Origin of the sequence: Asaia siamensis (assembly GCF_014635085.1) — a bacterium.
Taxonomy (GTDB): Bacteria; Pseudomonadota; Alphaproteobacteria; order Acetobacterales; family Acetobacteraceae; genus Asaia; species Asaia siamensis.
On sequence record NZ_BMCH01000004.1, the window covers coordinates 149,095 to 170,441 of the forward strand.

14 protein-coding genes and 3 pseudogenes are annotated in these 21,347 nt (G+C 55.7%); 10 read left to right on the forward strand and 7 right to left on the reverse strand.

From position 1 onward, the window contains the following. The first annotated feature begins 88 nt into the window (after positions 1-88). The 5 genes and pseudogenes from IEV53_RS08765 to IEV53_RS08785 all read left to right on the forward strand — a co-directional run bounded on the left by IEV53_RS08765 (position 89) and on the right by IEV53_RS08785 (position 6,916). Complete coding sequence (locus IEV53_RS08765) at positions 89-1,768, forward strand: TolC family protein (protein ID WP_188426412.1); 1,680 nt, start codon at positions 89-91, stop codon at positions 1,766-1,768. Between the two features lie 40 nt (positions 1,769-1,808). Further along, positions 1,809-2,660: an efflux RND transporter periplasmic adaptor subunit gene (locus IEV53_RS08770; protein WP_188426413.1), complete on the forward strand. Its 852-nt coding sequence runs from the start codon at positions 1,809-1,811 to the stop codon at positions 2,658-2,660. Further along, positions 2,644-3,960 (forward strand): efflux RND transporter periplasmic adaptor subunit, encoded by a 1,317-nt coding sequence (locus tag IEV53_RS08775; RefSeq protein ID WP_188426414.1) that lies wholly within the window; start codon positions 2,644-2,646, stop codon positions 3,958-3,960. Before IEV53_RS08770 ends, IEV53_RS08775 begins: the two co-directional genes overlap by 17 nt. Next, entirely contained in the window at positions 3,933-6,068 is a 2,136-nt protein-coding gene (locus tag IEV53_RS08780) for an HlyD family efflux transporter periplasmic adaptor subunit (protein ID WP_188426415.1), read from the forward strand. Before IEV53_RS08775 ends, IEV53_RS08780 begins: the two co-directional genes overlap by 28 nt. Before the next feature lie 48 nt (positions 6,069-6,116). After that, positions 6,117-6,916, forward strand: a pseudogene (locus tag IEV53_RS08785) (IS5 family transposase). 71 nt (positions 6,917-6,987) lie between these two features. Here the strand turns inward: IEV53_RS08785 and IEV53_RS08790 are convergent. From IEV53_RS08790 to IEV53_RS14955, 3 genes and pseudogenes are all read right to left on the reverse strand, one after another. Then, a complete protein-coding gene (locus IEV53_RS08790) occupies positions 6,988-8,772 on the reverse strand; it encodes a ShlB/FhaC/HecB family hemolysin secretion/activation protein (protein WP_188426416.1) in 1,785 nt (594 codons plus the stop codon). Next, entirely contained in the window at positions 8,772-12,974 is a 4,203-nt protein-coding gene (locus IEV53_RS08795) for a beta strand repeat-containing protein (RefSeq protein WP_188426417.1), read from the reverse strand. The genes IEV53_RS08790 and IEV53_RS08795 overlap by 1 nt, the downstream gene beginning before the upstream one ends. 386 nt (positions 12,975-13,360) lie before the next feature. After that, positions 13,361-13,464: pseudogene (locus IEV53_RS14955) on the reverse strand (IS5/IS1182 family transposase); the annotation flags it as partial. Between the two features lie 176 nt (positions 13,465-13,640). On the opposite strand from IEV53_RS14955, the gene IEV53_RS08805 reads away from it, so the two are divergent. Further along, a complete protein-coding gene (locus IEV53_RS08805) occupies positions 13,641-13,928 on the forward strand; it encodes a hypothetical protein (RefSeq protein WP_188426418.1) in 288 nt (95 codons plus the stop codon). A gap of 362 nt (positions 13,929-14,290) precedes the next feature. Here IEV53_RS08805 and IEV53_RS14960 read toward each other — a convergent pair whose 3' ends face one another. Then, the gene (locus IEV53_RS14960) at positions 14,291-14,467 is read right to left on the reverse strand and encodes a DDE-type integrase/transposase/recombinase (RefSeq protein ID WP_371869854.1); all 177 of its coding nucleotides are present in this window, start codon (positions 14,465-14,467) and stop codon (positions 14,291-14,293) included. Between the two features lie 352 nt (positions 14,468-14,819). On the opposite strand from IEV53_RS14960, the gene IEV53_RS08815 reads away from it, so the two are divergent. Both IEV53_RS08815 and IEV53_RS08820 read left to right on the forward strand, forming a co-directional pair. Continuing rightward, positions 14,820-15,350: a contact-dependent growth inhibition system immunity protein gene (locus IEV53_RS08815; RefSeq protein WP_188426419.1), complete on the forward strand. Its 531-nt coding sequence runs from the start codon at positions 14,820-14,822 to the stop codon at positions 15,348-15,350. Between the two features lie 94 nt (positions 15,351-15,444). Next, positions 15,445-16,137 (forward strand): hypothetical protein, encoded by a 693-nt coding sequence (locus IEV53_RS08820; RefSeq protein ID WP_188426420.1) that lies wholly within the window; start codon positions 15,445-15,447, stop codon positions 16,135-16,137. A 395-nt stretch (positions 16,138-16,532) separates the two neighbouring features. Here IEV53_RS08820 and IEV53_RS08825 read toward each other — a convergent pair. The 3 genes and pseudogenes from IEV53_RS08825 to IEV53_RS08835 form a co-directional block, all read right to left on the reverse strand. Beyond that, positions 16,533-17,286, reverse strand: a pseudogene (locus IEV53_RS08825) (IS5 family transposase). A gap of 117 nt (positions 17,287-17,403) precedes the next feature. After that, complete coding sequence (locus tag IEV53_RS08830) at positions 17,404-18,084, reverse strand: peroxiredoxin-like family protein (RefSeq protein WP_188426421.1); 681 nt, start codon at positions 18,082-18,084, stop codon at positions 17,404-17,406. A gap of 109 nt (positions 18,085-18,193) precedes the next feature. Beyond that, positions 18,194-19,102 carry a LysR substrate-binding domain-containing protein gene (locus tag IEV53_RS08835; protein ID WP_188426422.1) on the reverse strand — a complete coding sequence of 303 codons (909 nt, stop codon included), beginning with the start codon at positions 19,100-19,102 and terminating at the stop codon, positions 18,194-18,196. A 116-nt stretch (positions 19,103-19,218) separates the two neighbouring features. Between IEV53_RS08835 and IEV53_RS08840 the strand changes: the two genes are divergently transcribed. Both IEV53_RS08840 and IEV53_RS08845 read left to right on the forward strand, forming a co-directional pair. Next, positions 19,219-20,322: an LLM class flavin-dependent oxidoreductase gene (locus tag IEV53_RS08840; RefSeq protein ID WP_188426423.1), complete on the forward strand. Its 1,104-nt coding sequence runs from the start codon at positions 19,219-19,221 to the stop codon at positions 20,320-20,322. Between the two features lies 1 nt (position 20,323). Further along, positions 20,324-21,340, forward strand: coding sequence for an NAD(P)-dependent oxidoreductase (locus IEV53_RS08845; RefSeq protein ID WP_188426424.1), 1,017 nt, complete (start codon positions 20,324-20,326; stop codon positions 21,338-21,340). The last annotated feature ends 7 nt before the right edge of the window (positions 21,341-21,347 follow it).

Consider the following 21,347-nt stretch of genomic DNA (forward strand, 5'->3'; position numbering starts at 1 on the left):
GCTCCGCTTAAAGCGCGGGGGCCGTATTTTTTGCTCCCGGCGGTGCCGGGCGGCTCACAAACAAACTCTTTTCACTCCGAGGAAAACAATGCGTCTGAAAACCCTGTTCCGTAGCGGCACCGCTGTCATAGGGCTTGTATCCCTCACGGCCTGCGGCATCCGTCCGCAACCAATGACGATGAACGAAAATATCACGCGTGCGGTGAATGATCGTAGTGAAATACAGAAGCATTACGTGCCGCTTGCAACCCCCGAATTATCGTTGGAGCAAGCCATAGCCCGAGCTCTGGCCTATAATTATCAGATCGAGGTCGCGAAGCTCGAGATCACCCAGCAGGAAAAGCAGCTTGATCTCTCGCTGACGAACATGCTGCCGCAATTGGCCGCTGATGCAGGCTATACCACCCGAAACAACAACAATGCCGCAGAAAGTATAGATGAATTTACCAATCAGCGTTCGCTCGATTATTCTTATTCCGAAGTTCCCACCCATGGCACGGCAGATGTCCAGTTCTCATGGGATCTGACCGATATCGGAGTAAGCTATTTTCAGGCACGTCAGCAGGGATATCGTGCCCTGATTGCTGTGGAACGCCGCCGTCGCGCCATCAATACGCTCGTGCGCAATACCGCTGAAGTTTACTGGCGTGCTCGTGCAGCGCAGGCCATTCTGCCGAAAATCGATCCTATGATCGCTGATGCGCGTGTCATGCTCGATAATTCAAAACACGCTGCAGATGCGCATTTGCAGAACCCTTTGATCCTGCTCGATTACCAGCAGAACGTGATGCAGCTGTTACGTCAGCTGTATCAGATGCGCAATGATCTGGTATCTGCCCAGATCCAGTTGCGTTCTTTCATCAACGTTGCTCCAGGCACGCCTGTTACGCTGATCACATCGGATGAGGTGCTGACGGCGCGCCCCATACAGGACATGGCGAAACTGGAAGAAATTACACTGGTGATGCGGCCCGAGCTGCGCGAAGAAAGCTATCAGCAAAAAATCAGCCGGCAGGATATTTATGCTCAGATCGTGCGCATGTCGCCGGGCGTGGGGGCATTGGGCAGCGAGAATTACGATACCAACAAACTGCTCTACAATAATGTTTGGGGGCAGGTAGGCGTACGGGCGACCTTCAACCTGATGAATCTGATCAGGGGACCAAGAGCAATTGCAGTGGCACACAGCGCCATTGATGCCTCGCGTGCGCGTCAGATGGCGCTCTCGGTATCACTCATTGCCGAAACCAACCTGAGCGCGCAGCAATATCTCAATAGTCTGGATATGCTTGCTTCGGCGCGACAGACCGACGATATCGGCAAGCAGATGGAAACCGTCGCAACACGCGCCACACAGGCTGGTGCGCAATCGGGTGCGGACATGATCCGTCACGAAATGGCTGGTCTCATTGCTGAGGTCGATTATGCCCGTACTCTTGCCCAGACACACGGGGCTCTGGCCAACCTCTATAATTCCGTCGGTCTCGATATCGTGCCTGCCAATGCTGATCTGAGCCATATCGATCACCTCACAGCGCAGGTCGCGCGCTCTATCACTGCATGGAAGAGCGGCGTTCTTCCTGACATGACGCTTGCAAACAACTCAGCGGCTGGCTCGGCCACGCCTGCACAGATCATCCACGCACCGGCGGCGCCTCCGCCGATCGACAGCCATGACGCCGGAGCCCCCCAAAGTAATCCGCCCAGGCTGGCGCCTGTAACCGGTGGCCAAACCCTGTCTCAGATCACTGCTGCATCGCATGCCTGAAAAAGCGCCACTTTAAACACGCGAAAGATGATGGAAGATCATGCCGTATAAATCTCCCTGCACCTGCCTATTGCTGGCAGCGATAGTCCTTGGTCTGCCCAGCGCGGGGCAGGCTGACACGATGGCCCCGGCGTCAGGCAACGCGCCTGGCCTGCCCCAAGCGCCCCTGCCAGGGGTCGCGAGCTTACCGGTTGTTCCTGGCACAAGCGCCGGAGCGAGCACGTCTTTTTCCGGCGACACGCAGCACCACTATACGGTTCAGATTCTGGCCACAGAAAGTGCGAAGATTTCATCTCCGATGGCAGGTCGGGTTACCACGCTGCCGTTCAGGGATGGCGACAGCTTTCACAAGGGTGATTTGCTGGTCGGGTTTGATTGCCTGATGGCGCAGAGCCAGAATCTGCATGCGCAGGCGGAAGTGCAGAAATACCGTTCGCTCGTCGAAACACAGAACAATCTGCGCAAGCTGCAGAGCTGGTCCAACGCAGATTATCAGACGACCCGAGCCGATCTTGCCGCGGCACAGGCTGATCTGGGTGTAACCCAGGCGGCCCTATCCTATTGCTCGGTTGTGGCTCCCTTCGATGGCACGGTGTCAGAAATCGCCGTGCACCGCGATCAGTTTCTGACGCTTGGTGGACCGATGATCAGTATCGTTGATCCTTCGCATCTCGAAATCTCCTTTCTGATTCCGGCGCGTCTTTTGACCACACACAAGACCGGCACGGCGTTTCACGTGACGATCGACGAGACAGGCAAGACCTACGACGCGGTTCTTTCGCGTATCTCGGGTGCCGCTGATCCGGTCAGCAGGACCATCAGGGTGTATGCGGCGATCACATCGGAGCATCCCGGGCTACTTCCCGGAATGACAGGTGACGCCAATTTCTGAGCTTTTCACGCCACAGGATCGCCATCGGCAGGCAGAAACCCTCGCACGATTTATCGCTTTCTCAGACAGGCTCAGGTCGGCGCATGACAGGGAGACGTTGTCGTTCGTTATGGTCAACGAGACGCGTAATGTCGTGCAGTACTCACATGCAGCTTTCTTTGAGGATCGCACACGCGAGCTGCGCGCCGTATCTGGAACTCCCGATTTTGACCCTGATGGTACCTTTGCCCGCTGGCTCAAAGCGGTTTCCGGCAGTTTCTTGTCGAAGCAGCCTGAGAGCCATGAGCGTGATGCGTTGGCGGGTGGGGCCGACAATGCAGATATTCTGCCCCCGTTTTTCCTCTCCCTGCCTCTCGAATGGAATGGTCATGAGCTAGGAATACTACTCCTCGGCCGACATACGGCTTTTAGCGACGGCCACGAACTGGCCATTCTGCAGCGTATAGGCCCCGCCATCGGCCAGGCATTATTCTGCGTGCAGGCTCAGCCCCGCAAGGTGCCGCGGGTCAGGCGGTCGGTCATGATTGCCGGTATAGGTTTACTCGCCCTTGGTTGTTTTCCTGTCCACAGCTCCATGATTGGACGTGCCGAAATCATTCCTTCCGAGCCTGCTCAGCTTGTGGCCCCTTTCGAGAGCGTAGTGCTGGATCTCAAGGTCGACCCTAACCAGCCAGTGAAAAAAGGACAGGTGCTGATCGAGCTGGACCGGGCGCAGATCCAGAATGCACTTTCCGTGGCGCGGGAAAGCCTGGCCGTGGCCGAAACTCAGTATCAGGAAGCGCTGGAGTCCGGCGTTGACGACGTCAAGGCTCGCACTGAAATCGGCCCTCTTCAGGACAAAATCGAATCCGCGAAAGCCGATGTGACATATCAGGCCTCTCTCCTCGAAAAAACTGTCATCCGGGCCCCCATCGATGGCATAGCCCTGTTTGCCGACCGCCTTGCCTGGACTGGCAAGCCCGCCCAGACGGGTGAGAAAATACTGGTTGTCGCGCCACGCAGATCGAGGATGCTCAAGATCGCAATTGCGCCCGATGGGCTTTGGCATGTCGCGGATAGCGCTCCGGTGGTCTTTTACAACAACAGTCGGCCCGAGCATCCTGTACATGGGCAGCTAATCAGTCACGCGTATGCCCCCAAACAACTTGGCGATATGTCATCGGTCTACGAGTTCCGGGCTGATCTCGATAACGAGGCGCATCTGGGTGACGAGGGAACGGGTAAGATCGTTGGCCCACGTACGCTGCTGGCCCTATGGATCTTTCGTAGGCCGTGGCAGGTCATCCGCCCGTGGCTGTGATGTCTCCGACCACGCAATCTGCCTGGCCGTTGCTAAGGGAGGATTTGCAGCTTCTACCCGGCCAGCCTGAGAATGGTCATCCGACGTGGATCCTCTATGATCCCGTTGCCCATCGCTACATCAAACTGCCCTGGTACGATATCGAGGCGTTGAACCGCTGGCATCTCGCCGATGCCAGTCGCATCGCCGATGCCATGCGGTCTGAGACAGCGATCCGTGTTAGTCCGGATGATATAGAACGATTGCGAAAATTCCTGATAGGTGCGCGACTAACCCTGCCCAACACAGCAGACCACACGCGGCAGTTCGTCGAAATTCTGGCGCGTAAGCGCTCCAACCCGGTGAAATGGCTGATTCACCACTATCTCTTCATTTCAGTCACGCTGTGTAATCCAGATGCCTTACTCGGCAGGTGGGAGGCCAGGCTGCGCTTCATGACGGGCCGAAGGGTATGGTTGATAATCGCCGGACTCGGCATCAGCGCCCTCTGCGTTATCACGCAGCAATGGGATATGTTCGTTCATGATATTGGCGACCTTTGGTCGTGGCGCGGCTTTGCCCTCGTTGGCTGCGCATATTTCCTGTCAAAAATCATGCATGAGATCGGACACGGCCTTGCGGCCAAGCGCCTCGGTTGTCGTGTTCCGTCAATGGGCCTCGCGCTTTTGGTGCTTTGTCCGGTGCTCTGGACCAATACAACCAATGCGTGGCGTCTGACATCGCCGCGTGCGCGGATAGCCATCGATATTGCCGGAATGACCGCAGAGCTTTTTCTGGGCAGCTTGGCGGCGTGGTTGTGGATCGTCCTTCCGGATGGAACCGCGCGCGAAGCAGCGCTGGCTCTTGCCGCATCGAGCTGGGTAATGGCGCTGACCGTCAATCTCAATCCACTCATGCGGTTCGACGGCTATTATATTTTCTCAGATCTGATCGGAACTGAAAATCTACAGGAACGTGCCTTCGCTTATTCGCGATGGATACTGCGTCGCGCGGTATTCGGAGACGTAACAGCCGATCGTGAGCCGGGTGAGCTTCCGACGCATAAAAAACCGCTGGTCGCTTGCTGGGCTTTCAGTACATGGATTTATCGTTTCTTCCTGTTCTTCGGCATCGCTCTGCTCGTTTACCATGCCACTTTCGAGGCGCTTGGTCTCGTACTTATGGCGATTGAGATAGGGGTCTTCATCATCATGCCTATCATGCGTGAAGCCCACATCTGGGCGCGTTCGTTTACGCAGGCACCCCACCATGGGCGTGCCCGGTTTCTGGGGCTTTGCATGCTACTGCTGCTTGCCCTCTTTCTGCCTCTGCCGTCTGCAATCCATCTCCCCGCTGTCATGGAGGCTTTGGAAGAGACCGAATTGACAAGTCGCGAGCACGGCACCATAGCGTATGTCGGAACCGAAGGGATGCCCGTCGCCAAGGGAGAGCCGATCCTCGTGCTGCACGATGATGCAATTGCGAGAGATATCGTCCATGCCCGAGCTGAGCTGAGATACTGGTCTGACATTACCACGCAGCTCATGCGCAACTCCGTCGGTCTCCAATCCCTGAATGATAGTATCGCCCATAAAGCGGCTGCGCTCGCTGCCCTCGAAAAAGCGAATGAACGTGAAGCGAGCCTGACCTTGCGTGCGCCCTTTAGTGGCGTTCTGCGCGACGTTTCCGATTCGATACGAAAGGGCAACCTGATCGCGCGGCACCAGAAAATTGCCGTTCTGGTAGCCCCTGGTAAAAGCCGGATCACGGCCTATGCCACGCAAAGACAGCTTGATTATATACAGAAAGGAGAAGGTGCCAGCTTTGTTCCTTACGACCAGGATCGAAAGACGTCTTCGTCGATACAGATCGTACATGACTTCCCGGAAGAGAGCATAAAGAAAGCTGTTTTGTGGGATGCCGGCAGAGGGGCCATAAAAGCGAAAAATATCGTAGGCAATATCAAGCCCGATAGGGCGCTATACCGTGTAGAGTCCATTTCTATTGGGGAGTTTGCGAGAAAAATACAATCTCCAGGCGTTTTGGTGATAGACGGAAAAAGCATATATCTCTCCGTTTATTTGTATAATGCGATCGTTTCATCGGTGATGGATATATTTCTCGACTAGGCTCTAAAGCTATTGGCTCGGACGGTAAAACCGGAATTAGCCTCTGCGATGAGACTGAGGGCGAGCAATCTGTATTGGCTAAGGGCCGAGAAGATAGCTCGTCTGAAGCCGCTCTTTCAGAAGTACCATGGCAGATCACGCGTCGATGATCTGCGCGTGTTAACGGGGATCATTTTCGTGAACCGCAACAAGCTGCGTTGGCGTGACGCATCGCAGATATGGTCCGCCCAAGACGTTCTACGCTCGCAGGAAGCGCTGGGAGGCCGCCCGGTTTTCGTCGGCATGATGATCGGCCTGGCCGCTCGCTGGTCAGTCTATCAGACGACCGTGATCGATGCGACCTATCTGAAGACGCACCGCGCTGCGTCCAGCCTGCGGATCAGAAAAAGGATGTGGGCAGCCTGATCAGGCGTTTGAAAGTTGGCATAAACCCGAGGTAGTACGCGCTAACAGATAGCAATGGTCAGTTGGTTAACTTCTTCATGACGGCAGGGCCGATCAACGATTAAACGGAAGCGGTGGCCTGAATCGACAGTCTTCCTGCGTCGGAATGGCTTATATGTGATCGCAGCTATGACAGCGACTGTTTCAGAGGCGGACTGAAGGTGTAGGAGGGCATACCCTGCAATATGAGACGTAGATCCCGCACGATGCTCGTAAGTTATGACTAAGGCAAATACCGGTGCTACATTCGGATCGAGATCATATCAGGACGCTCCAGGGGCCGGAGCCCCGTCACTACGCGCGACGACAGATGCTAGACCGTGTCCTGATACGCTGAATGCCTCGCCGCATTCGTTATGTTCTGGCTATATGTTACAAACCTAGCGAAGACTCCCTCGCACTGACTCTCCTGTTGTCAGAGCGAGAGGCAAATGAACCGCATTTCACCCACGCCTGCTGAAACAGCGCTGCGCCCTTAATAACCGACGGTCAGCGACATGTTTCCGAAAGCGCCCTTGTTGCCGTAGAGGCTCTGCCGCAAGGAACCGGAAAGGCCACGCAAACGCCAGCCGACGTTGAAGGTGAGAGTGGCGTAGCGCCCCATCGCACTGTGCAGATCGAGACCGATGCTGGAAAGGTCGGTCTCATTGCTCAGATTGGGAATGGGTTTGACCTGGGTGACGTGGCCATAATCGTAGAACACGCCGATCTGCTCACTGTCACGCAGGGTCGAGCGTAGACCGAGCGGGTCGAGCAGGCTGAAGGCAGGCGAGCGGATTTCGTTGGTGACGCTCACGCCCTCACTTCCCAGAGCCGTGTCAGTATAATAACCGCGCGAGGTATAGAGCCCGCCAAGCGCAAGCTGGTTGCTGTACATCAGATTGGTGCTTGAAACCTGACCTGTGGCCTGAAGTATCCAGGAGAGCCCGCCCGGCAGCCATGTGGTGCGTGTCAGGCTTATCGCATCGAAAACGTAACGATCATTGGCGCTAGGCACGAGCACATTGAAATTCCTGCGACGATTGGCCCCTGTCATGCCGCCCGGGCTGGAGATCAGCTGGTTCTGGAAGGTGGTCTGCCCCCAGGGATCGTTCATGGCGGCGTTATAGACGATAGGGAACTGGGCCACCTCGGCCTGGCTGTCGAAAACGCTGATGCCGCCGAATTCGAGGGTGTTGTTGGTGGTCTTGAAGTCGAAACCGATCTGAATGTCCTGGATCAGACGCATCTTCCTGCCGAGCGACAGGGTGGGCAGATCATGGATATAGCGCAGGCTGGCCTGTCCGCTATGGCCGGTCTGTCCCATATCGCGGTTATCGGCCCCGAGATCGGGCTTCTGCCAGGCATAGGAGCCAAAGACCTGAAGCCTGTCCCGCCATGGCAGGGGGGCGGTCCATGTCAGGGCATGGCCGCTATAGCGATCGCTGGCGGCATGGGTGAACTGATAGGAAAGGGTCTGGTCCAGACCTGCAACATTGCCCCAGGTGCCGCCCAGCGCCCATTCGGATTGGCCGAGCACGGGCACGCCGGCATTGTCATAGGAGCCATAGACATGGAGCGGCAGACGATCCCTTGTCTGGAGAATGACGTCTGTGGTGCCCTGGGCCTGGCCCGGAGCAAACACGGCATCGGTACTGCGAAACGGATTGCTGTTGAGCCGGTCGAGATCGTCCTGCACCCCTGCCAGTGTCAGGGTCTGTTCCGGAACCAGACCGCTTTCCTGTCGGATAAGGTCGTCGGAAAACCAGCGATTACCCTGCGTCCTGACGGCGCCGAGGCGATATTCGGTGACCAGGATCTGGATGATTCCGTTACTGACATTCTGGGGCGGGATGGTGAGGGTAACGAATGGATGTCCCTTGCGGCGATAGAGCGTATCGACCTGGCGGGCGATGGTGTTGAGATCGTCGAACGTCACGGGCTTGCCCAGTCGGGCGTAGAGTGCGGCCTGCAGCGCTCTATCCGCAATCAGGGGCAGGCCGGAAGAGGTGATACCCGTTTTATCGACCGCAACCCCGGCCACCTGCACATCCTGGCTGCGGGAGACGAAGACCAGCCCCTTGAGGGAGGACGTCACGAGGGAGGCCGACTGGGGCAGGGGATTATTCTCCCGACCCGGCGGGATGACGCGGGGTGGCATGACCGGCGCCACGGGCTGTTTGGGCGCTAGGCGACTATAGGCCTGGGCGTGCGCGTCATGTGGCAGGGCCAGGAGCGGAAGAAGGACGAGCGCGCGGCCCGACAGAATGATCGGGCGCATTACTGTGCTTTCCGGAGCTGGTTGGTAACAGAGGTGGCGGGCAGGGTAATGCGATAGGCTGATCGACCGCCTGCAAGGATGATCTGTTCGGGGAAGGGGGTGGAACTTGCTAAACTGTTTGAAGATGAAACTGCGATCGGAATGCTGGCGCGGTTATTCGCCCCGCTGAAGCTGATATTGGCCTGTGCCGAAACCGGCGTGGGCCAGAAAATTCTGGCAAGCGCCACAACAGAAGCTGGAGGTGTTACGGGCGCGGGTGTGACGGGCTCAGGTACGGCAGGCGACGGGGTAACCGGCATTGGAATAATAGGCGCAGGTGTCACGGGCTCAGGCGCGACAGGCGCGACAGGCGCCGGGGTAACGGGGGTGGGCGTCACGGGCTCAGGCACAACAGGCGCTGGCGCAGAAATCGTCAGTAGGGCGGAGCGGTAAAGAATGGCATAATTGGCCAGTCCCGTTCCGACCGCATTCGATACAGCAATCGCATAGCTCCCCGCAGGGCTTGCACTAGTGGCGCCTGAGGTCAGCGTGGCGCCCGTCACAGTGTCACCATTGACGAGACCACTAGTCGCGAAGGCCGTGCTGCCGAGCATCGGCGTCTGGCCGTAGACGCCGTTCTGGTTGAGGGCCGTGATCGTGAGTGGGGCGGGCGTGATCGTATTTGTATTGATGCCATCAAAGGCTGGAGCGTAGGTGACCTGATAGCCATCAGCCGTCACACCCGTGCCATAGATAGCCCCTCTGGAGCCAGCATTGCTAGTTTTTGAGAGGACTGCATTTTGCCAAGTGATCGTGCCATTGATCCTGCCGTTAACGTCGGCGCCACTCTGGTCCGTATAGGTTATGCCGGAGGCGCTAATGACACTTGATCCATAGACCTGCGTCGCACCATTGGACTTGATCACAATATAAGGCAGAGCAGACAGCACAGGGTAAGGAGACCCGGAAATCCAGGCCGACAGATCCGTAAAGCCGTTTAAGTTTCCATTCGCCAACGGCCCCTTTGTCAGCCATTCATTCGTTGTCAGGCCTGTTGCGCCGCCTGCACTCCCGGCCCCTACACCCAGGGTCTGGCTAGTCGTCGTCGTGTCCCAATAGGCATTACTGATAGTGGTTTGCCCCCGCTGATAACCCGCCAGGCCGCCTATATAGCTGTTTGCGCCTGTGCTGGAGACGTTGCCAGTGCCGTAAACGTTAGTGATCAGACTGTCATTGTTCGCACCCAGCAAGCCGCCGATAGCGCTACCTTCTGCTGTGCCGGTGACACTGCCTGTAGCGTAGGCATTGATGATGGTGCCGCCGTCGTTCCAGCCCACCAGACCACCGATAGCGCTAATCTCGGCTGTACCTGTGACTTTGCCTGTAGCATATGCGTTGTCGATGGTGCCGCCGTCATTCCAGCCCACCAAACCGCCCACAGAGCTATCTGCGCTTGAGGCTGAGACGTTTCCGGTGGCGTAGGCGTGGCTGATCGAGCCGAGGTTAGCGCCGACCAGGCCACCGACACTCCTGCCTGTGCCTGAAATGCTCCCGCCAAGCATGCCGATATTTTTTATGACGCCGTTGGTATTTCCGACATTAGTATCAGTGCCGAGCTGTCCTATAAGACCGACACTATACGCGCCTGACGAGATGACGAGATTGTTTACTGTGTAACCTAGGCCGTCGAGCGTTCCGGTGAATGGGGAGTTGCCGGATCCGATAGGAGTAAATCCCGTATATCCTGAGGCGTCGACCGCGTTGCCAAGCACGTAGCGCCCGGCCAGATTATTCTGCATGGCCTGGAGCTGGGGGAGGTTGAGCACAACCGTGTAGAGATTCGCGGCAGTGTCGTTGACACTGAACACTTGGTTGCCACTCAGACCCAGAAGATACGGCGTCGTTCGGTTCCCTGCATTGCTCCATGTCAGAGCGCTGAACCCGACAGGAAGGGAGGATTGTAACTGTGCCGTCGTTAGGCCCGTCAGGCCAGATCCGCCACCCCCCCCCACGCCTCCGGGCATTCTGCTAGACGACACATCCCAGAAGTTTCCGCTAATTTCACCAAAATTATAACCAACAAATCCACCGCTGAAGGCGGCCACACTCGATACTGACCCAGTCGAGTACGCGTTGCTGATCGTTGTAAGATTATAACCGACGAGCCCGCCTGCATCGGAAGCGGTGCCGGAAACGATTGTAGTCGCGTAGGTGTTGTTGATCGTACCGTAATTTGTACCGACTAGCCCGCCGATGTTGCTACCATTGCCTGAGGCCGAGACCGATCCGGTTGAATATGCATTGCTGATCGTACCTTGATTGTAGCCTATTAGTCCGCCGATACTCGAGGAGGAGACGCCAGTATTGTCGGCTCCGGTCGCGTAGACATGACTTACCAAACCATAATTAGAGCCAGCTATTGTGCCAACATTAGAGTTTGAGGCTGATCCAGTCGCGCTTTCTTCGATCATACCAATATTTTCGATCGTGCCGCCTGAGGCGACCTGCCCGAACAGGCCCACATATTTTGCGTTCGAAGAGATGGTCAGATTGGAGATGGTATTGCCGAGGCCGTTGAAATCGCCGGCAAAGCCGTTCGATCCGCCGAGGGGGGTAAAGTTCGACACAGCGCTGGCATCGAGGGGATGGGCAAGGGCGTAATACCCGCTGGTCCCGATATCTTGCAGATCATTCGTGCTGGCGATCAGGGTATAGGCATTGCCATTGATGGTCACTGCGCCACCGGTATTGGCGGTGGTATTTCGGTTGGGAAACTGAATGGCACTGCCGTTCAGGGCCAGTGTACCGCCGCTGCTGGTGCCACCACTATTATTATTCGTGACCAAAGCCAGCGTGCCATTGCCGGTGACGGTAATCCCGGCATTGAGTGTGATGCTATGATACGCACTCAGGGTCAGCGTGCTGGCTGTGCTCCACGAGATCGGCGCATTGAGGATGATATCCCCGTTACTGCCAGAGCTTGTACCGTAGCCGCTAGCCGCGTTGGCGGTGGTCTGCTGGGTGACATTGTTGCCAGAGGCCAGCGTGTTGTTGATCGTGGCGGCCGCGTTGGCATCGATGGTCAGGTCAGTAGGATCGAGGAGCCACTGCCCGCCTGTGCCTGCATCGATCGTGGCGTTACCCAGCTCCATCGTATGCGCCGAGGTCTCGATGTCACCGCCCGCACCATTATCCTTGCCGCGGGCTTTGAGCGTCGCACCACTGGCAATGGTCGTGCGTGTGGCGAGATTGACCCCGCCCATGGCATCCGTGCCCACCAGAACATGGCCGCCCTGCTTACCCGACTTCGTGGCAGAGGCATCGAGTACGGCACGACTGCCGAGGCCAACCTCATGTCCATTGGCCCGGATCGTACCGCCTGCACCGTCCCGGGTAGTGGCAATGACAGTCGTATCCTCGACCGTCACCTTGCCCTGAGGGGCGGTGAGCCAGATCTGTCCATTGACCGTTCTGGTGCCGGTGGCCTGGATCAGCCGGTCGCGATTACCTGCCAGCGCATAGACATTGCCCCCCGCAGCTGCAAGCGTGGCCGCTGCTGCCTGGATGTGGCCCGTATTGGTCACATCGCCCTTGGCAGTGGCATCGGTCTCGACATAGATCCCGTCAGGGCCCTCTGCCTCGCTCAGGATCACCTTGTTGCCCGCAGCAAGCGCCACCGTGCCATTGGCCGCATTCACCGTGCCGCTATTGCTGACCGATTGCCCAACCAGCACGACATTGCCATTCGTGCTGGTGATCCTGCCCTCATTCCTGACCGTGCCCGACGAGTTGCCGGAGAAGGCGAGGCTGCCCCCCTTCATGAAAGCTCTGTCGGTTGTGTCACGGGTCGAGGCGACGAAGCTGCCACCTGTGGCGACTGTACCTTTGGGACCAATCACGATGCCATTGGGATTGATGAGATAGAGCGAGCCCGTGGCGCCAAGATGCCCCTGAAGCTCGGACATCTGTGCGCCCGTCACCCTGTTCAGGGTGGCACCGCTGCCATTCTCGAACTGCACCGAATGGCCAGAAGCGATGGAAAACCCCTGCCAGTTGATGACGCCGCGTGCCGTGCTCTGCGTTACCGTCATGGCAGTGCCAGCGCTCGCAATGCTGCCACTGCCTGCAGTAAAACTCCCCCCGCTCGGCAGGGCCTGCGCCAGAGCAAGGCCTGGCGTAAGCGCCGTAAAACCCAGCAAGAGAATACGCGCGGTCAGTGTCATGCTTGGATTCCGTTTTCGTGTCTGATGTCCGGCAGGCCATCTCTATTTTGTGAACGGAACGATATCTGTTACAAAAAATAATACTAGAGAAATATGAAAAAACTTTTATGACGCCTCGGTCACATTTGCGAGGAGCGCAACTAGGCTCAGGGCCAGAACATGGCGATTGCGGCGACGCATATGGCGGAGAAAGAAAGGGTTAGGTATCTGATGTAGCGTGTTACGTTCCGTCGCGAGTTCTTAACCCTGCCAAACGTGGTCTCAATGCGGTTGCGGCATTTGTATTTGCGGCTGTCGTACTTGACGGCCTTCCGTGGAGGCTTCGTCCTGGAATTCAGGGTTCTATGTGGAACATACTCTCGTGAAGCATCGTGTCAGCGCGGATCACTCCGGACGCTGTGGTCACTAACACGGTGCCTGCCGTGGCTCTTGGGAAAAAAGGGCCGCAGAGGATCATTTGCTCGTAAGTCAGCCAGTTCATGTCACTCATTTGCAGTCTCCTCACAGGGCCTGAAACAGGTCGCTGCCTAAGAAAATGGGTCCTGAGCCTAGAATCATGGCAAGGAGGATGAAATCGGAATCCTGCGTTATAGAAATTTTGATTATTTACTCGGAATATCATAATATTAAGCTATAATTACCATTTTATAGGTAACGGGAACCGCCATGAGAAAAAAAATTCTGTTGGTTGCAACATTGGAAATGTTGGTGGGACGATCCTTTGCCGAAGATGCAAAACCGATGAATTTTCAGTTATATTCGCAGAAAGATAACGGAAATTGGGGACAAATTGAATGTCGCGATTTTTACAAGAAAAAAGATGGGACTTGGTCAAGCAAAAGGCCTGTAAAAATCTTATCAGAAAAAACCCTTGTTGTTAAATATAATGGAGACAATATTACTTTTTCTGGAAAGAAAATAGAAAACGAAATCAATAAGATATGTAAAAGATAGTTTTAATGCTCAGGCTGGCGGTTCTTAGTCAGAACAGGTACTGTCACGTTAACTTGAGGAGGTGGACTGAAGCCCACGAGAGGGATATGCAGATGCTGAGAGCGGTCGCGCTACTCCGTCGAGCGAAAGCTCTGATACGATGAATGTGCAGCGAAAAAGCGGTGGTGATGAAGGCGGAGGGGACTAAGAGATTACGAATTGCCGAAAAGACAGAGACGAAGCGTTGACACCCGTCTGGTTAAGGAAAATTCTGCATGAACCGCTCATGTTTTTGCAGGTTTAAATGGCTGTTTTCTGACCCATTTTCAGACCCTTATGCGAAAGCGAGAGGCGCATTTTTCGTCTGGCTGCTTGGTAGGATTTCAACTTCTCGCCTTCTCAGTGCTCATGCGGCTGGGGCGCAAGCTCTGCTGTCTCGAAAGCTGTATCAGCAGACGTCTTGCTGCTTTGATGTTCCTACGGGTCAGCAGGATTTCATCGAGAACATACCCCTCGTGATCCACGGGCACCCACAGCCTGTGAAATTGGCCACGGATCATAATCGTACCTTGTTCAGACGCGGGATATCGCCAGGTCAGGCCTTCTTGCGTCGCAGGCAGTGGGCATAAGCCGTACCGAACTCCAGGTTCCACCGACGGATCATTTTATACCAGGCGACAACGCCCGCTCGAGCAACATTTCTTCAACGAGACAAAAGTTCCGTGAGAAACCGAAATAGAGCCAAACCGCATGCGCAATCAACTTTCTCGGAAATCGGTGCCGTTTGTTGCTCGAAGACGACACTCTCATCGTCAGCCTTTACTATTCCAGACTTAACGTGACATTACCGCTTAATCGAGCGCACGACTATGCTACTGAAATAGGAATTAACCTCAAATTATGGAAACTAAAATGAGCATTGTTGATAGACGGTATTGGGCAAATATAAAAATGACCGAGAAATTCATAAATGTAAAAACGCACTATGGATATAGAATATTTCAGTATGATCATTCCGGAGAAAATATTTATCTTTCTCCAGAAGTAAATAATATAGATTTTGGATTGGCAATATTGCCTGCCCTTGGCGCCAGCAGGTTTGTGGTTCCAGCGCCTCGCAATGATGTCGTAGTCCACCCTGACGTTGAATACGATGCACCCCTCCATAATTATATCCTGACGGAGGAGCGTTATAAAAAGTGGGTGACGGAGACTATGGAGAAATTTGGCTATAAGACAAAAAAAGCCATGTTCAAAAATATGAAAAATTGTGATGTGGTAAAGAGCGCTAAAGATATAAAAATAAGACCATGGTTCCATGATAAATTGGAGTCGTGGTCTTTAGATGGGATTTCTGAAGAGGATAACGTAGTTATTCCCGCCGATAGCAGCGCGGAAGAGATAGGCGTAGCGGCGCGTCTTGCTTTGAGTAGATGTATATGAGCCGAAGCAAGAGAGTTGCATGAAAATTTTCGTAGAGCGCACTTCTGAAGAAGCAGATCGAATTTAAAAACGACACGCAAACAGATATCACGGCTTGCAATATCTTGTGGATCGTCTGGGCAAGACACCGTCGGATTATACGTTCCTGGGTAATTCCTATTTTGACCAGCAATATGTGCAGCAGCAGATTGTGTCTGCGACGGGCCAGACCTTTCTCGGCGGCACGTTTGTCAACGCATCCTCTCAGATGCAGGCACTGGTCACGAACCGAGCGGATCAGGCGCAGCGCCTTGGGTTGACTTTCGGTCAGGCGCTGAGCGATGAACAGAAGGCGTCCCTGACGCAGAACATCGTCTGGTATGTGCCGGCGCAGGTGAATGGTGCGACGGTGCTGGCGCCGAAGCTTTATCTGGCGCCGGGCAATGTCGCGCTGAGCGGCGGCACGATTGCGGCGAGCGATGCGGCGTTGCTCTCGGCCAGCAATGACATTACCTTCAATGGCGGTCGCCTGAGTTCGGGTGGTGATTTGTCGATGCTGGCGGGCAACAGCCTGACGCTTGGGGCCGGGACAGTGCGTCAGGCCACGGCGGTGAAGGGCGCCAATGTCAGCAGCGCGTTCAGCCAGACGCAGAATTACACGAGCTCCATCAGTGCGGGTGGCAATGCGGTTCTGGCGGCCCTTGGGGGCGATCTGAAATCGGCGGGTGCGATAATCGACAGCACGGGCAATATGGTGCTGTCTTCTGATTTTGTCAGGCAATGTGAAAAAGTTTTCTTAGAAGGCTAGTAAACTCAGAATGAGCGTTATTGGGGAAATCGATGAATGAATTTGATAGAGAAATTGCCAGCCTAAGGGATGTGTGTCGATCTCATATAGACGGAGGTATTGACTTAATATTTTTGCAATCAAAAATAAGATTAACGGAGGATATCATATACTCTTTTGAAAATAGATTCATTACTAAATTTTTGAGTAAGATGGAAAATAAATTGGAGAGTATTATTTACACAATCGACGAGCGCGACCGAGGGAAAGCTGCAGATAATGTATGCTCCGAAATAATAGAATACTTCATTAAAAAACGACCGCGCACATGAGTTGTGTCTACCCCGCGGGATTAATACTCATAGCCAGAGCATAACCGTTGCAGCGAGATGGAAGACTGTGAAGGAAACGGTCGGTCATCTGTCATCATGTGCTGCAACCTGCCGCCAGTCCTTGAGCCTCCCGAACATGATCTCTAAACGGTTACACTTTTTGTATTCCCGCCGGTCATACCTTATCGGTTTTCCGCGGCATTTCTGTCATAGAATTGGTGGGGAAGTGATCTCTCTCTCCTCCAAGGCATCCCTGAAGGAGGCAGCGTCATAACCCCTGTCTGCCAGCGTTCACTATGCTATAGGAAGGCTGTCCAGCAGGACAGAGGCGCCAGCGAAATCTCTAGCCTGTTCGGTTGTCAAAAAGAAGCTCTGCGGTCGTCCGTTCTGGTCGTTGTCTGCATGCCAGGTGATGTCTATCCCGCCTTCGATGCAACCGATCAGATGCTCTGTATTCCCTCTTTTACCTCAGGCTTGGAGCCGTATGGAATGCCTTGTTGCAAAGTGTGTTCACCATGATGGTCCGAAGTTCAGATTTCGCAACAGGTAGGCCAACCATCATTCGCGTGAAAACACCCATGTTGTCCTCACGCTTTCAGCGTCTGTAAAGCGCCTCGCGCAGCCCGTTTTCCCGGGGCACATCACGCCAGCGAACACTATTGCGGTTTACAAAAAAAAGGATGTCTCCCGGCACGCGAAGGCCATCAACACGTAGTTTGCCGTGGTACTCGGGAACGAACGGTGGAATGCGCTTCAGCCGATTGCCCGTTAGAGAAAATTGGTCGCTCCTTCTCAGCCTTCTCGTAAAGCCTAGATCAGATCTCTGCCATCTGATCATTGAGGCCTGAGCCTGATTACACAGGGCCGTTGCAGGCACGCGTTAATCAAACGGATTTTAAAGAAATGCTATGAAACTTCTTATCACCCGTTCTGAGTATTCTCCACGTCAGTTATTTTACAGAGCCTCCACAATTCTTCCGACATCCGTTCGCTGCATCCAGTCAGGGGACACGTCGCGGAAGACGATCTGTTTTTTATGGTCCAATACGTATATCGCGGGTTTGGGGAGTTCCCACTTGTCCGTTCCGTTGAGGCTTCGAGGGTCGATGCCTTTTTCGATTGCGGCCTGACGGGATGGTTCGTCGTATTCGTAAGTGATGCCGAGCTTGCGCGACAGCTCGAGGCCTTCATCCGTCACGACGGCAAATGGCAATTGATGCGCCTCGCTGATCGCGCGGAGAAGCTGGGGCGGCTGGGGGGATATAGCGATCAGCTCAACGTCGAGGCGCCTGAGTTCCGGAAACAGATGATCGCGGTAATACGGCAAGGCGATATTACAGGCCGGGCATCCGGCAAAACGGAAAAATACCAGGACTGATGGCTTATCATCCGCCTGAGGATAGGTCAGTCGCGTGCCGTCCAGCCTGGTAAGCAAGGCGTCAGGAAACCGATCCCCAACGCCAGGTCCTGATGAAAGATCATGCTCGCGAACAAGAAGCGCGCGTTGGTTGCGATTAATCGCCAGAGCCTCTGCGGGCCAGGATCGTTCCCGCTCGCGTTCGAGGGCCTCGAACCGTTCTGACAGAGAGGGGGTCTTCCGGTCTTTTGCATTGAGGGCTGCGGGGAAATCGCCCATGAGATCATGCTCCTGAGATGGCTGATATTCCCCCCTACGGTGTCAGAGGCTTTGCGAAATCCCAACAGAGTTTCGCTCAACCTCCAGTTTGACGTTTCTCATGAGACCTTCATTCCTGATTATCCCGGGTTTCCTGCACCAGCAATTCGGCAAGGTCATCGGCTGCTTCCGAGATACCTCGCCGCTTGAACAATATTGTCGGAAGGTCCGGCAGGTTGGGCAGGCTGCCGGAGGCCATGACCGGCAACCCCGCAGCCGCAGCATAGCCGGTTGTCCGGGCACTGGCACCGAGCCCGCTCTTCAGGGCTGCTCTTAGGCCGGGAAGATGGGGCGTCTCGAGCAGGATGCGGTGCTCACGGCCTGCATTCTGCAACGTGGTGAGAACAGCGTTACGGAACTGGCAGGGCGGTTCGAGCAGGACCAGAGGCACTTCGCCGGAATCCGCATGCGTCTGATTGCCGAGCCAGATCATGCGGGTCTGGGCGACCTCGACCAGTTCAGCATCGCCACGTTCAGCATGGCGACCGAAGCCAAGCACGATATCGAGCTTGCTGCGGTCATACAGATCGAGCAGATCCATGGTGCCTCCGACATGCAGACGCAGCCGGGCTCGCGGATGAGCATGGTGAAATCGCGCGAGAGTCCCAGGGAGGATGGTGTCGGCGTAGTCCTGGGTCATGCCGAGATGGATCGGCTCCGGGTCAAAGCCCTGACCCATTGATTGAACGATCTGATCGTTCAAGGCGAGAAACTGTCGCGCCCTGACGAGAAGATCCTCTCCTGCGGCTGTCAGTGTCAGAGCCCGACCATCGCGACGAAAGAGTTTCTGCTGCAGCAGGTCTTCCAGACGTTTCATCTGAAGGCTGAGCGCTGACTGGGTCAGAAAAATCGCTTCCGTCGCCTGTGCCATGGAGCCGGCATCGACGATCGCCACGAAAGACCGGACGAGTTCTGTCGGCATATTGGTCGCCATGCGTCTTGGCTGACGCTGCGGGGGTGGGGAGGGAGCTTCTGACATGGAGCCTCGTTTAACGATATAAAACTGTCTATTTAATATTGTTGCGTTGAATGATCGGAAAACTCAATGTGAAATAGGATTACCACGACACAGATTTGGTAAATGGGAGAAGCAGGATGGCTGTCGAGTTCATAGGCTTTGTCGGCAATCGCAACGCGTCGGAAACCATCGCGCCCGCCGGCGCAAGTTTCGACCCGCTTTATGTCGAGACCGCAGCCAAGATCCACGAAAGCGCTGGTTTTGATCGTGCGCTTTTCGCGCTGCATTCGGACTCGCCCGACAGCTTCACGGTAGCGGCCCATGCCCAGGCTATCGCGCCAAAGCTTGGCTTGCTGATCGCCCACAGGCCAGGCTTTATTGCTCCCACTCTTGCGGCGCGTCAGTTCGCGACGCTCGACCATCTCTCGAATGGGCGTGTCGCCCCCCATATCATTACCGGGGCAAGCGATATCGAATTTCAGGCAGATGGCGATTTTACAACAAAATCGGAACGCTACGCGCGTACCCGCGAATATCTCGACATCATACGTCTCGAATGGGGCTCGGAAGAGCCGTTCGATTATGACGGCCGCTTTTATCGTGTTGCCGGCGGCCGCTCCCAGATAAGGCCCCGAAATCCCGCGGGAATACCGGTCTATTTCGGCGGCTCTTCTCCCGAGGCCATAGAAGTGGCGGGAAAGCACGCTGACGTCTATGCGCTTTGGGGAGAAAGCTATGCCCAGGTTGCCGAGACCGTTGCAAGGGTCAGGGCGGCAGCGGTACCCTATGGCCGCTCCCCAAGGTTTTCGCTCTCTCTCAGGCCCATACTAGCCGAGACCGAAGACGGCGCCTGGGCCAAGGCCGAGGGTATTCTGGCGCGAGCGCAGGCTCTGCTGAGCAGAACAGGCTTCGGCAGAGAGGCGCATATTCATGCAGAGGGTTCGCGCCGTCTTCTGGCCGCAGCAGGCAACAACCATCGCGCCGACAAGCGCCTGTGGACTGGCATCGCGGCCCTGACAGGGGCGAAGGGGAACTCAACATCGCTTGTGGGCACACCAGATCAAGTGGCTGATGCGCTGCTCGATTACCACCGTCTGGGCATTTCCACGTTCCTGATACGCGGCTTTGATCCTCTGCCCGATGCGCTTTCTTACGGCAGCGATCTCATACCGCGCGTCAAGGCGTTGATCGCCCGTGAAGAGGCCCAGACGGCACAGATTTCCGCCAGCAAGGCCGCGTGAGATGAGCCAGGTTCTGGAACGTGTTTCGCCAGGAGAGGCCCTTGAGGCGAGGACGATACGGGTTCTCAACCAGATCGGCCTCGATCTGACCGATGCCGTCGGCCTCCTTCCTCAAGCAGTGTTCCGTTCAGCGTCTCGGGAGGAAGCGCCCTGGCAGGTGGGTGATGCGACCATTCTCGTGACAGGCCCGTCATCTGCATGGCGTCAGGCGCCCGCTACGCCACCCGAAGGATGGCCATTCAATCTAGAATGGGTCCAGATCGCCTCATCAGGGGTCGACGGCTTTCCTGCCTGGCTTTTCGATGTTCCAGAAGTCACGACGGGTCGCGGTGTGACGGCCGAAGCGATTGCCGATTATGTTCTGGCAGCAATCCTTGATGACGTGAAAAATCTCTCTTCGCGCCATGCCCATGGACCCGAGGACTACGCGTCTGCGGATGCACTCAAACCGCTCGGCACGCTCGATGGGAAAACATTGGGGCTGGCCGGGTTCGGCGCCATAGGGGGTGCCGTCGCAAGGCGTGCGGAAGCCTTCGGCCTGGAATTGCGTGTCTGCCGAAAGTCACGTCAGGCTGAATTGCCCGGTATCGCCTCGGTGGACAGTCTGCCCGATCTGCTTGCTGCTAGCGACATCGTGGTGCTGGCCCTGCCGCTCGATGACGAAACGCGGCATTGCGTTGACCGGCGCGCCTTGTCCCATGCAAAGCCTGGCCTCCATCTGATCAATGTCGCCAGAGGGGGGCTGATTGATCAGGAAGCCCTTATCGAGGCGCTGTCGAGCGGAATCGTGCGTCTGGCAACACTGGATGTGACCGAACCCGAGCCACTCCCGGCCGGACATGCTTTCTACAGCCATCCCGCTATCCGTCTCACACCGCATATTGCCTGGTCTGGAGGGCAGGGGCGTGAACGGCTCGCAGCCCTGATTGCCGGAAATATCCGAAATTTTCTCGTCGGCGAGTCTCTTGTGAACCGTATCGAGAGCCCGTCGAAAATCGCAGATCCGTTACGCGTCTAATCTGAAA